Consider the following 11,926-nt stretch of genomic DNA (forward strand, 5'->3'; position numbering starts at 1 on the left):
CGGCCAAACAACTATTCGCGTGGGGACGGTGGGACACGACGATGAGTGCCGGTGAGCGCGCGCCAGCCGCCGAACTCGGGCTGCTGGACGCGACGATGATCGGGATGGGGGCGATGATCGGCGCCGGGATATTCGTCTTGACCGGGCTCGCGGCGGAGATCGCCGGGCCCGCCGCGATCCTCGTCTTCGTGTTCAACGGGATCGTCACGGCGTTCACGGGGCTCTCGTACGCCGAGCTCGCCGCCTCGATCCCGAAGTCCGGCGGCGGGTACGCCTTCGTCCGCGAGACGTTCGACGACCTCCCCTCGTTCCTGATGGGGTGGATGCTCTGGTTCGCGTACATGATCGCGGGCGGGCTCTACGCGCTCGGGTTCGCGCCGAACTTCCTGGAGCTGCTCCACGTCTACGGGGTCACGGCCGCCCCGGGACAGGTCGGCGCGATCGCGGTGCCGCTCCTCCCGGTGTCGGTCCCGGCGGCGGTCGGGCTCGCGCTCGTCGCGGTCGCGCTCCTCGTGACGGTCAACGCCCTCTCGACGGCCGCGAGCGGCAGCGCGGAGACGCTGTTCACGGCCGTCAAGGTCGCCATCCTCGTCGTCTTCGTCGCCTTCGGGTTCCTCTCGGCCGGGGGCGGCGGGGAGACGAGCTTCACCTTCCAGCAGTTCGACCCGCTGTTCCCCGCCGGGAACTCCGCGTTCTCGATCCTCCCGGCGATGGGCCTGACGTTCATCGCCTTCGAGGGGTACGACCTCATCACGACCGTCACCGAGGAGGTCGAGAACCCGCGCGAGAACATCCCGCGAGCGATCTTCTACAGCCTCGGGGCGACCGTGGTCGTCTACGCGCTGGTGGTCGTCGTCGCCATCGGCACCCTCGGCGCACAGGGGCTCGCCGACGCCGGCGAGGCGGGGATCGCGCAGGCCGCCACCTCGTTCATGCCGACGGGGCTCCCGATCATCCGGAACGGCGGCGCGCTCATCGTCTTCGGCGCGGTCTTCTCGACGCTGACGGCGCTGAACGCGGTCGTCATCGCCTCCTCGCGGGTCGCCTTCTCGATGGGGCGGGAGGGGCAGCTGCTCCCGCGGATCGGTCGCATCCACCACCGGTACGGAACCCCGTTCTTCGCGATCCTCCTCAGCGCGGTCGTGATGCTCGGGTCCGTCGTCCTGCCGACCGAGAGCGCCGGCAACGTCTCCAGCCTCTTCTTCCTGCTCTCGTTCATCGTCGTCAACGCGGCCGTGATCAAGCTCCGCCGCGACCGCCCGAACATGCGCCGCCCGTACGAGATGCCGTACTACCCCATCCCGGCGGTGCTCGGGATCGCGTTGAACCTCCTGCTCACCGGCGTCCTCGTGGTGTACCTCGTCCGGACCGACCCCCTCGCGCTGGCGCTGAGCGTCGGCTGGATCCTCGCGGGCGTCGCCGCGTACTACGCCCTGCGCGGCCGCGGCGAGGGCGCGGCGCCGGGGAGCACGGACAGTTCTAATGCGGAGGCCGGCGACGGCTGACACATGGACGGGAACTTCCGGATCGTGATCGCCGGCGGCGGCCGCGTCGGGAACCGGGTCGCCCACATCCTCGACGACAGGGGACACGACGTGACCGTCGTCGAGCGGGATCCAGAGCGGGCGGAGGCGCTCTCGGACGACTACGTCGCCACGGTGATCGAGGGCGACGCCACGCGCCCGGGCGTCCTCGAACAGGCTGGGTTAGAGCGCGCCGACGTGGTCGCCGCGCTGACGAGTCAGACCGGGACGAACCTGGCGGTCTGCCTGTTGACCCGCGAGCTCGCCCCGGACACGCAGACGGTCGTCCGGACCGAGAGCGAGCCGGGCGCGGAGTTCGACCGCTTCGTCGACGAGGTGATCTTCCCGGAGCGCGCCGGCGCGCGCGCGGCGGTGAACGCGATCGAACCCGACGTGAGCGCGCTCGAAGACGTCACCGGGACGCTCGACATCCTGGAGGTCCACGTCGCCGACGGCGCGCCCGTCGCCGGGCGCTCGCTCGACGAGGTGGCGCTGCCCCGCGGGAGCCTGATCGTCTCCGACGCCGCGGGCGACACCCTCGCGGGCGCGGAGACGGTGCTTCACGCGGGCGAGTCGTACCTCGTCGCCGTCGAGCCCTCCGTCGTCGACGAGGTGCTGAACCTCTTCGGCGGGTAGGCGCCGGCGGGCCGAGCCGGTGAGCCGCGCCGGGCGGCGACGGACCCGCCCGCCTCACTCGCCGAGCGCGACGCTCGTCTGCATCCCCTCGGTGTTGAACGCGCTCCCGGCGGCCTCCGCGCCGGTCGCCGTCGGGTCGAGGACGATGACGCCCGCGCCCGAGCCGGTGACCGCCTCGAACTCCTCGATCGCGCGGTCGGCCGCGGCCTGCGCGCCGAGCCCCTCGTCGAGGAAGTCGACCGCGCGCCGCGAGAGCGTGACGCGCGCGATGTCCTCGCCCGCGCCGGTCGCGCTCGCGCCGCCCGCCTCGGTGCAGAAGAAGCCCGAGCCGACCTGCGGCACGTCGCCGACGCGCCCCGCGAGCGCGAACGACCGCCCGCCGGTGGAGGTGACCGCGGCGACGCGCTCGCCGTCGGTCGCGACGGCGCCGACCGTGTCGTGATCGGGTGCGCGGCCCGACTCGGCCGCTCCCGCTTCCTCGCCGTCTCTCTCCGCCGCCTCCCAGCCGTCGCCCTCGCCGTCTCCCGCCCCGCCCGCCTGGTCGTCGCCCGACCCGAACCGCGAGGCGAGCCAGTCGAGGTGGTCGCGCGGCGACCCCCGCGGCGGCTCCTCGGCCTCGTACCGCTCGCGCGTCTCGTCGGTGAGCAGGTCGGCATCGGTCTCGATCCCGAAATCGGCCGCGAGGTCGACCGCGTGCTCGCCCGAGACGAAGCCGTGCGGCGTCTCGGAGTGGACGACGCGGGCGACGCTCGCGGCGTGCTCGACGCCCGGCATCGAGCAGGCCGCGCCGACCTCGCGGTCCGCGGTCATCACGCCGGCGTCGGTGCGGACGACGCCGTCCGACTGGACCGCGCCGCCGACGCCCGCGTTGAACCGCGGGTCCGATTCGAGGACGCCGACCGCCGACTCGACCGCGTCGAGCGGCGTCGCGCCCGCGGCGCCGCGCGCGGCCGCCTCGTCGAGGACCGCCTGTCTGGGCTCCGGGTCGTCCGGGGCGCCGCCGGCGCCGCCGTGAACGATGACTCGCATACCGGGGGCACCCGCGGCGGCCACATAAGCGCCCGGAAGGCGGCGGCCCGCTCGGGCGTTCGCACGCGCACCGCGAGACCGGGAGACCGAGGCCGACGGGCGCGGGACGCGCTCGCGCCCGACCCCGTGACCGCCGGCGTTTACTCCCCGCCGCCCGAAGCGAGCGACGTGACCGATTCGGATCCGACCGCGGGGTCGCGGCGTCCGACGCCGGTGTCGGTGCTGCTCCCGACCGTCCGCTGGACCGAGGCGTGCGACGAGGTGACGGACCAGCTCCGCGGCCCGGCGGCGTTCACTGGCGGAGACGAGGGCGAGCGCGGGGGCGACTGCGCCGCCGACGAGCTCCTCGTGATCTGCGACTCGCCGGACGACCCCGTCGCGGCGCGCCGCGGCGACCTCCCGGACCGCGTCCGGATCCTCGTCGCCGGCGAGCCGGAGGGGTGCTCCGGGAAGGCGAACGCCATCGCGGCCGGGATGGAGACGGCGGCGAACGACCGGATCGCGTGGACCGACGACGACTTCCGACACCCGCCGGACTGGCTGGCGACGCTCGACGCCGACTACGACCGCCGCGGCCCGACCACGGAGGTGCCGGTGTTCGTCGGCGAGGACCCCCTCGCCCGGCTGTTCGAGCCGGCGTACGTCATCGGCGGGACGCTCGCCGTGTTCGCGGCCGGCGTCGCGTGGGGCGGCGCGGTGATATTCGAGCGCGACGACCTCCGCGACGGCGAGGCGGCGTTCCGCCGGGACCTCCGGCGCACCGTCAGCGACGACGGGACGCTCACCGAGCACCTCGACGTGTCGGCGGTCGACCGGACGCGCTACGTCCGCGCCGGCGGGTCGCTCCGGGGCTCGCTGGAGCGGTTCGTCCGCTTCCTGACGATCACCCGGTACCACGCGCCGAGGGCGACCGCGTTCAACGCGGCCTTCGGCGTCGCGATGGCCGCGCTGTGCCTGTTCGCGCCGTTCGTCGGGGTGTCCCTCGTCACCGCGCTCGCGGGGGCCGCGTACGCCCGGTTCGGAATCGCTCGCGCGACGTTCCTGCTCGCGGCGCCCGGCGTGCTGATCGCGCCGCCGCTGATGGCGTACGCGCTCGCCCGCCGGACCTTCGTGTGGGGCGGTCGCCGCTACCGCTGGCGGTCGATGTTCGACGTCGAGGTCGAGCCGGTCTGACCCCCGGACGGCTGCGGGGCGCCGGCCGAACGCCGCCCGCGGCGCCGGGGGGCGAAAACCGGCAAACGCTGCGAGCGCGACGCTCACGCCGAAAACGGCAGGCACTTTAGGGGGGCACAAAAATCCTCGAACGTTCATGAGCTACGACAAGGTCGACGTCCCCGACGACGGCGAAGCCATCACGCTCGCCGATGAGGAGACCGGCGAGCTGAACGTTCCCTCGAACCCGATCATCCCGATCATCCACGGCGACGGAATCGGTACCGACGTCGGGCCGGCCGCACAGCAGGTGCTCGCCGCCGCCGCCGAGGCGACGGGCCGCTCCATCGCCTGGATGCGCGTCTACGCCGGGGCGTCCGCCCGCGAGAAGTACGACGAGAACCTCCCCGAGGACACCGTCTCGGCCATCCGCGACCACCGCGTCGCGATCAAGGGCCCGCTGACGACCCCCGTCGGCGCCGGGTTCCGCTCGCTGAACGTCGCGCTTCGCCAGACGCTCGACCTGTACGCGAACGTCCGTCCCACCTACCACCTCGAAGGCGTCCCGTCGCCCGTCAAGAGCCCCGAGAAGATGGACATGGTCACGTTCCGCGAGAACACCGAGGACGTGTACGCCGGCGTCGAGTGGGAGGCCGGCACCGACGAGGTCGAGGAGGTACGCGACTTCCTCGAAGACGACATGGGCATCGCGGACGTCATCCACGACGGCCCGGTCGGCATCGGCGTCAAGCCCATCTCCGAGTTCGGCTCGAAGCGCCTCGTCCGCGAGGCCATCGACTACGCGCTCGCCAACGACCGCGACTCGGTCACCCTCGTCCACAAGGGGAACATCATGAAGTTCACCGAGGGGGCCTTCCGCGACTGGGGCTACGAGGTCGCCGAGGAGGAGTACGGCGAGGACGTGATCACCGAAGACCAGCTCTGGGAGGACCACGACGGCGACCAGCCCGAGGGCACCCTCGTCGTCAAGGACCGCATCGCGGACAACATGCTCCAGCAGCTCCTGACCCGCACCGAGGAGTACGGGGTCATCGCGACGATGAACCTCAACGGCGACTACATGTCCGACGCCGCCGGCGCGCAGATCGGCGGCCTCGGCATCGCGCCCGGCGCTAACTTCGGTCACGGCCGCTGTCTCGCCGAGCCCGTCCACGGCTCCGCGCCCAAGTACGCCGGCGAGGACAAGGTGAACCCCACCGCGATGATCCTCTCCGGCCGCGAGATGCTCGATTACCTCGGCTGGTCCGACGCCGCCGACCTCGTGCGCGACGCCGTCGAGGAGACCATCGCCTCCGGGAAGGTCACCTACGACCTCCACCGGCAGATCGAGGGCGGCGAGAAGCTCGCCACCAGCGAGTTCGCGGACGCCGTCGTCGACAAGATCGACGAGCTGGCGTAGGCCGGTTCGGCGGCGTCGACCTCGCGGTCGACGACTCCGTTTTTTCTCTCTCTGCCTGCGGGCGTGAGCGGCGTCTTTACTTATAAACGACCGTTGTCAGTGGATCGACGGCGAACACCGCCAAAGCCCCAGCCGGGAGGCGGGCGCACGCTCGCTGCGGTCCTCACTCGGTCGCTCACTGCGTTCGCTCCCTCGTTGCGGTCCTTACGTCGCCTGCGCCCGCCTCCCGGCTGCCCCTTTGAGTCCCACCCCGTACCGCACCGCCCCGCTACCGCACCTCACGCCTCCCCAGCCTCGTCGGTGGTCCGTCGCTCCGCTCCGGACCACCGACTCCCTCGCGGGCGGGCTCGCGGCCGCCGGTGGCGGCCGCTCGCAGGCGCGCCACCGCGAATTCATTTATAAGTAGCCGCCGCCCGCCTACCCCAACCGCTCGTCGAGGATGAGCCGCGTCTTCGTCGACTTGACCTCGTCCATCTCCCGGGCCTTCGTGATCAGTTCGTTGACCGCGCGCGTGTCGACCGCGTCGACGACGAGGACGACGTCCTCCTCGCCCGACACCTGCCAGACGAAGTCGACCTCCTCCCACTCGACCATCCGCTGGCCGACCTCGTCGGTGTTGACGTTCATCTCCACCGATATCTCGATCATCGCCTTCACGTTCCCGGTGCGGGTCGTGACGGTGAACCGCTCGATCACGCCCTCCTCGGTCATGCGGTCGACGCGGTTGCGCACGGTGCCCTCGGAGGTCCCCACCCGGTCCGCGATCTCCGTGTACGGGGTCCGCGCGTCCCGTCGCAGGATCGAGAGGATCCGTCGGTCGAGGTCGTCCATACCACTGCGTTTCTCCCCGTCGCCTTACCCGTTACGAATATCGTAACGAATCTTCGAACGACGCATTTATTATCCACTGCGCGTACGTTTCTCGTAATGTCGGACGCCTACATCGCGCTGGCCGACGGACGCGTGCTCGAAGCGCGCGCCCGTGCGCCGGGGCGCACTCGCGGCGAACTGGTGTTCACGACCGCGTACACCGGCTACGAGGAGTCGCTCACCGACCCCTCCTACGCCGAACAGATCCTCACCTTCTCGTACCCCCTCATCGGGAACTACGGCGTCCGAACCGAGCGGTTCGAGTCCGAGTCGGTCCAGCCCCGCGCGGCGATCGCCCGCGAGCTGACCGACGACGTCGCCGACTGGCTCGCCGGCGAGGGCGTGCCGGCCGTCGACCACGTCGACACCCGCGAGATCGTCACCACCGTCCGCGAGGAGGGCGCGATGGCCTGCGGGATCGCCGCCGGCCCGGACGCGACCCCCGAGGACGCGGTCGACGAGATGGAGGCGTGCAAGCCGATGAGCGACCACGTCGACATCGGCGCGCAGGTGTCGGTCGCCGAGCCGACCGTCCACGAGGGCGGCGGCGACGTCGACGTGGCCCTGCTCGACTGCGGCGCGAAGGGCTCTATCATCTCCTCGCTCACCGACCGCGGCGCGGACGTCCACGTCCTCCCGTACGACGCGACCCCCGAGGACGTGGCCGCCGTCGAGCCCGACGTGCTCTTCGTCTCGAACGGCCCGGGCGACCCGGAGAACTTCGTCGCCGCGCAAAACGTGGTCGACGAGTTCGCGGGCGAGCTCCCCCTCGCGGGCATCTGCCTCGGCCAGCAGGTGATCACGAGCGCGCTCGGCGGCTCGACTGAGAAGATGGCGTTCGGCCACCGCGGCGTCAACCAGCCCGTCAAGGACCTCCGCACCGACAAGGTCGTGATGACCACGCAGAACCACGGCTACACGGTCGACGACACCGGCCCGCTGGAGGTGACGCAGGTGAACGTCAACGACGACACCGTCGAGGGGCTCGACAGCGAGGAGCTCGACGTCATCACGCGCCAGTACCACCCCGAGGCGAACCCCGGCCCGCACGACTCGCTCGGCTTCTTCGACGAGGTGCTGGACCTCGCGTCCTCGTCGCGTCGAGTGGCGGCCGACTGACCCAACGGTCCGAACGCCCCGTTCTCCGCGGTTCCGAGCCCTCCGCTGACCACACGGAGTACCACCCGGCCGACGCCCCCGAAGTTCGTTCCCCTCGCGCTCGCTTCCCTCTCGCGCTGGTTCCTCGTTTCCTCTCGCGCCCGTCCCTCCTCCTCGCCCCGGACCGGCGACGTTTTCTCCCGTCCCCGCGCACGGTGTCGTATGCCAACCGAGATCCTGCTCACCAACGACGACGGGATCGACGCCGTCGGCCTCCGGGCGCTGGCGGACGCGCTCTCCCGCGACTACGACGTGACGGTCGTCGCGCCCGCGACGAACCAGTCCGGCGTCGGCGGCGCGCGCTCGTGGTGGGACACGACGGTCGACTACACCGAGACGGACCGCGGCTACGCGGTCGAGGGGACCCCCGCGGACTGCGTCGCGGTCGCGGACGTGGCGCTCGACCTCGACCCCGACGTCGTCGTCTCCGGCTGTAACCACGGCCCGAACATCGGCGCGCACATCCTCGGGCAGTCCGGCACGGTCGGGGCCGCGATGGAGGCGTCGTTCCTCGGCACGCCCGCCATTGCGGTCTCGCTGTACGACCGCGGCAACCTCCCCGTGCCGCCGACGCTCGACAACGGCGACTTCGCCGTCGCCGGCTCGGTCGTCGCCGACCTGATCGACCGCGCCGCGGTCGGCAGTGACGGGGGGCTCGAACTCCCGTTCGGCGCCGACGTGCTGAACGTGAACGTCCCGGCCGCCGACGACGAGGCGGCGGCGGACCCGACCTACCGGCTGACCGAGCCCGCGCGCGGCTTCGACGTCATCGAGTTCCGTCCGGGCGAGGAGGGCCCCGACGAGGAGAACGTCCCGGAGGGGTGGGAGTTCGGCGAGCGCCGCGGCGAGATGGGGATGGAGCTCCGCGACCGCTTCTGGCGGGAGTTCCTGCGGGGAAACGTCCCGGACGACCCCGGCTCGGACCGGCGCGCGGCCGTCGAGGGCGAGGTGAGCATCTCGCCGCTGTCGAGTTCCCGGTCCGTCGCGGGCGAGCGGACGGGCGAGCTTGTCGATCCCGCTCCGGGCGCCGAGACGGGCGCCGACTGACCGGTCGCGCCGCTCGGGCGGGAAGCTGGCGCGACAGAAACGGGGGACCGATCGAGTTCAGCGCCGCGGGCGCCGACGCCCGCTCCCGGCGAACTCCGCCGCGAGGCGACCGAGGTACCACACGACCACGAGGCCGAGGCCGAACCCGGCCCCGGCCGCCGCCAGCAGCTCGACCGGCGTCGGGTCCAACTGGAGGGCGATAAGCGGCGGCGTGGCCGTGACGATCGCGAGCAGCACGAGCCTGATCTTCCGGTTACCGGCGTCTCGCTCCGCCTCGGAGATTGGTCCTACCACCGCGATCCCCCCCGCGTTCCGACGGCGACCGACGCGACGCTCATGCGTCACCCACGCTCCCGGCGACCATCAAGGCGACGAACCCGTTCGGTCCGCCCGGCGCGACGTCCGGTCGACGCGGCGACCGACCACGCTGATCGGACACGATCGGTGAAAAGCGTCTCGACCGTTCACGCCGGCGACGGCCCGCAACCGGCGTGAACGGTCTGGACCGTTTAAGCCCGTCCGACCGCTGTTGTCGAGTGCCCCTACCCGCTCCCGGGCCGCCACCGGCGCCCGCCGCCCCGGCGGTCCCTCGGGATCCGCCCCTCCCCGCCGTTTCGCGGCGTTTTTGACCCGACCCCGACAAGCGACGCCCATGGACGACGAACTCCGCGAGCGCGTCGCGGCGGCCGGCGAGGCCGCGGCGCTCTACAACGCGCTCAAGCACGGCAGCGACCCGGACGTGGGCGCGATCATGGGCCCGATCATGGGCGAGAACCCCGAGTTCCGCCCGCACGCCGACGAGATCCCGGGCGTCCTCGCGCCGGTCGTCGACGAGGTCGGCGAGATGGACGAGGCGGCGCGCCGGGAGCGGCTCGGCGAGCTCGCCCCCGAGCGGCTCGCGGAGCTCGAGGCCGACGAGGAGGAGGACGAGCGCGTCCTCCCCGACCTCCCGAACGCCGAGGACGGCGAGGTCGTGATGCGCGCCGCGCCGAACCCGAACGGCCCGTGGCACGTCGGTCACGCGCGGATGCCCGCCGTCATCGGGACGTACAAGGAGCGCTACGACGGCGAGTTCATCTGCCGGTTCGACGACACGGACCCGGAGACGAAGCGCCCCGACCTCGACGCGTACGACGCCATCCTCGACGACATCGAGTACCTCGGCTTCGAGCCGGACCGCGTGCTCCGCGCGTCCGACCGGCTGGAGACGTACTACGACCACGCCCGCGACCTGATCGACGCCGGCGGCGCCTACACCTGCTCGTGTTCCGGCGACGACTTCTCGGAGCTGAAGAACGCCGGCGAGGCGTGTCCGCACCGCGAGAAGGACGCCGAGACGGTTCACGAGGAGTTCGACGCCATGGTCGACGGCGAGTACGGCTCCGGCGAGATGGTGCTCCGCGTGAAGACCGACATCGAGCACAAGAACCCCGCCCTCCGCGACTGGGTCGCCTTCCGGATGATCGACACGCCGCACCCGCGCGAGGCGGCCAGCGAGTACCGCTGCTGGCCCATGCTCGACTTCCAGTCCGGCGTCGACGACCACCTCACGGGCGTCACCCACATCATCCGCGGCATCGACCTCCAGGACTCCGCGAAGCGCCAGCGGTTCGTCTACGACTACTTCGGCTGGGAGTACCCCGAGGTGCTCCACTGGGGCCACGTCCAGGTCGACGAGTACGCCGTGACGCTGTCCACGTCGACGATCAAGCAGCTCATCGCGGACGGCGAACTGACGGGCTGGGACGACCCGCGCGCCCCGACGATCCAGTCGATGCGCCGCCGCGGCATCCAGGGTCAGGCGCTCGTCGACTCGATGACGGAGCTCGGCATGTCCACCTCCGACGTCGACCTCGCGATGTCGTCCGTCTACGCGAACAACCGCGACCTGGTCGACGACGCGGCGAACCGCTACTTCTTCGTCCGCGACCGCGACGACGCCCCCGCGGTCGAGCTCCCGGTCGTCGACGGCGACGCGCCCGCGCCCGAGGCCGGTCACCCGCCGCTCCACCCCGACCACCCGGACCGCGGCGACCGCGAGGTGCCCGCCGGGACGGTCGTCGTCGAGTCGCCGGACCTCCCGAGCGAGGGCGAGCGCGTCTGGCTGAAGGGGTACGGCTGCGTCCGCTACGAGGGCGACGAACTGGCCTTCCTCGACGCCGACATCGACGTCGTCCGCGAGGGCGACGTGGACGTGATCCACTGGGCGCCGGCCGACGAGGGCCTCGACACCCTCCTCCGCACGGTCGACGGCGACGTTCGAGGCGTCGCCGAGCCCGCCCTCGCCGACGTCGAGCCCGACACCGTGGTCCAGTTCGTGCGCGTCGGCTTCGCCCGGATCGACGCGTTCGAGCCCGCGGCGACCGACGAGGACGACGGCCCGGACGGCACCGAGGACGCGCTGGCGTACTACGCGCACCCGTAGATCGGTCGCCGGGCGGCCGGCTGCCCTCGCTCGGCCGACCGAATCCGTTCGTCGCGGAGTTTAAACCCGCGACCGGCGAAGCGAGGGCAACGATGGCTATCGACTCGAACTTCGAAACGAACCGCGAGCAGGTCGGCGAGGAGGACGGCGTCGCCGTGTGGGGCCCGGTCGAACCGCCCGAGAAGCAGGGGATCCGCGGCACCCACGTCGCGGTCGACTTCGACATCTGTCTCGCGGACGGCGCGTGCTTAGAGGACTGCCCGGTCGACGTGTTCGAGTGGGTCGACACGCCCGGGCACCCCGAGTCCGAGCGCAAGGCGAACCCCGCCGACGAGGACCAGTGTATCGACTGTATGCTCTGTGTGGACGTGTGTCCGGTCGACGCCATCGACGTCGACCCCGGGCGCGAGAACCGGATCTAATCGGTCGGTGTCGGCGTTGACGGCACAGTGAGTCTCCCGCGTCTCGGTCGCTCACTTTCTCCCCGGTCGACCGCGACCGCCGCCAAAGCCCCAGTCGCCCGGACATACGTCGGTGAATACTGATCGACGGCGAACGCCGCCAAAGCCCCAGCCGTGAGGCCGCCGTACGCTCGCTGCGCGCTTCACTCGGTCGCTCACTCCGTTCGCTCCCTCGTTTCAGTGCTTGCGTCGCCTACGGCGACCT

At 71.8% G+C, this 11,926-nt stretch carries 11 protein-coding genes; 8 read left to right on the top strand and 3 right to left on the bottom strand.

Annotation, left to right across the window (positions count from 1 at the left end; genetic code table 11):
• The first annotated feature begins 41 nt into the window (after positions 1-41).
• Entirely contained in the window at positions 42-1,505 is a 1,464-nt protein-coding gene (locus HPS36_RS08665; RefSeq protein ID WP_173229838.1) for an APC family permease, read from the top strand.
• 3 nt (positions 1,506-1,508) lie between these two features.
• Positions 1,509-2,159, top strand: coding sequence for a potassium channel family protein (locus HPS36_RS08670; RefSeq protein ID WP_173229840.1), 651 nt, complete (start codon positions 1,509-1,511; stop codon positions 2,157-2,159).
• Between the two features lie 54 nt (positions 2,160-2,213).
• Here HPS36_RS08670 and HPS36_RS08675 read toward each other — a convergent pair whose 3' ends face one another.
• Complete coding sequence (locus HPS36_RS08675) at positions 2,214-3,188, bottom strand: isoaspartyl peptidase/L-asparaginase (RefSeq protein WP_173229841.1); 975 nt, start codon at positions 3,186-3,188, stop codon at positions 2,214-2,216.
• Positions 3,189-3,356: 168 nt separating this feature from the next.
• On the opposite strand from HPS36_RS08675, the gene HPS36_RS08680 reads away from it, so the two are divergent.
• Together HPS36_RS08680 and icd are read left to right on the top strand one after the other, a co-directional pair.
• On the top strand, positions 3,357-4,361 hold the full coding sequence (locus tag HPS36_RS08680; protein WP_173229842.1) for a glycosyltransferase: 1,005 nt from the start codon (positions 3,357-3,359) through the stop codon (positions 4,359-4,361).
• Positions 4,362-4,497: 136 nt separating this feature from the next.
• Positions 4,498-5,760, top strand: coding sequence for an isocitrate dehydrogenase (NADP(+)) (gene icd, locus HPS36_RS08685; RefSeq protein ID WP_173229843.1), 1,263 nt, complete (start codon positions 4,498-4,500; stop codon positions 5,758-5,760).
• Between the two features lie 417 nt (positions 5,761-6,177).
• Here the strand turns inward: icd and HPS36_RS08690 are convergent, their stop codons facing one another.
• The gene (locus HPS36_RS08690; RefSeq protein ID WP_137716732.1) at positions 6,178-6,591 is read right to left on the bottom strand and encodes an Lrp/AsnC family transcriptional regulator; all 414 of its coding nucleotides are present in this window, start codon (positions 6,589-6,591) and stop codon (positions 6,178-6,180) included.
• Positions 6,592-6,687: 96 nt separating this feature from the next.
• Here HPS36_RS08690 and carA point away from each other — a divergent pair, with 96 nt between their 5' ends.
• Together carA and surE are read left to right on the top strand one after the other, a co-directional pair.
• Positions 6,688-7,749: a glutamine-hydrolyzing carbamoyl-phosphate synthase small subunit gene (gene carA, locus HPS36_RS08695; RefSeq protein WP_173229844.1), complete on the top strand. Its 1,062-nt coding sequence runs from the start codon at positions 6,688-6,690 to the stop codon at positions 7,747-7,749.
• 201 nt (positions 7,750-7,950) lie between these two features.
• Positions 7,951-8,835 (top strand): 5'/3'-nucleotidase SurE, encoded by an 885-nt coding sequence (gene surE, locus HPS36_RS08700; RefSeq protein ID WP_173229845.1) that lies wholly within the window; start codon positions 7,951-7,953, stop codon positions 8,833-8,835.
• Positions 8,836-8,892: 57 nt separating this feature from the next.
• Here the strand turns inward: surE and HPS36_RS08705 are convergent, their stop codons facing one another.
• Positions 8,893-9,129 (bottom strand): hypothetical protein, encoded by a 237-nt coding sequence (locus tag HPS36_RS08705; RefSeq protein ID WP_121563394.1) that lies wholly within the window; start codon positions 9,127-9,129, stop codon positions 8,893-8,895.
• A 358-nt stretch (positions 9,130-9,487) separates the two neighbouring features.
• Between HPS36_RS08705 and HPS36_RS08710 the strand changes: the two genes are divergently transcribed.
• Entirely contained in the window at positions 9,488-11,260 is a 1,773-nt protein-coding gene (locus HPS36_RS08710; RefSeq protein ID WP_173229846.1) for a glutamate--tRNA ligase, read from the top strand.
• A gap of 92 nt (positions 11,261-11,352) precedes the next feature.
• Entirely contained in the window at positions 11,353-11,682 is a 330-nt protein-coding gene (locus HPS36_RS08715) for a 4Fe-4S dicluster domain-containing protein (RefSeq protein ID WP_137716728.1), read from the top strand.
• Positions 11,683-11,926: the final 244 nt, after the last annotated feature.

The sequence above is a fragment of the Halorubrum salinarum genome, from assembly GCF_013267195.1.
Classification (GTDB): Archaea; Halobacteriota; Halobacteria; order Halobacteriales; family Haloferacaceae; genus Halorubrum; species Halorubrum salinarum.

Coding starts and splice junctions, on each gene's coding strand:
- HPS36_RS08690 (WP_137716732.1), bottom strand. CDS start 6,591: ATGGACGACCTCGACCGACGGATCCTCTCGATCCTGCGACGGGACGCG.
- HPS36_RS08670 (WP_173229840.1), top strand. CDS start 1,509: ATGGACGGGAACTTCCGGATCGTGATCGCCGGCGGCGGCCGCGTCGGG.
- HPS36_RS08675 (WP_173229841.1), bottom strand. CDS start 3,188: ATGCGAGTCATCGTTCACGGCGGCGCCGGCGGCGCCCCGGACGACCCG.
- HPS36_RS08710 (WP_173229846.1), top strand. CDS start 9,488: ATGGACGACGAACTCCGCGAGCGCGTCGCGGCGGCCGGCGAGGCCGCG.
- HPS36_RS08665 (WP_173229838.1), top strand. CDS start 42: ATGAGTGCCGGTGAGCGCGCGCCAGCCGCCGAACTCGGGCTGCTGGAC.
- HPS36_RS08715 (WP_137716728.1), top strand. CDS start 11,353: ATGGCTATCGACTCGAACTTCGAAACGAACCGCGAGCAGGTCGGCGAG.
- carA (WP_173229844.1), top strand. CDS start 6,688: ATGTCGGACGCCTACATCGCGCTGGCCGACGGACGCGTGCTCGAAGCG.
- surE (WP_173229845.1), top strand. CDS start 7,951: ATGCCAACCGAGATCCTGCTCACCAACGACGACGGGATCGACGCCGTC.
- icd (WP_173229843.1), top strand. CDS start 4,498: ATGAGCTACGACAAGGTCGACGTCCCCGACGACGGCGAAGCCATCACG.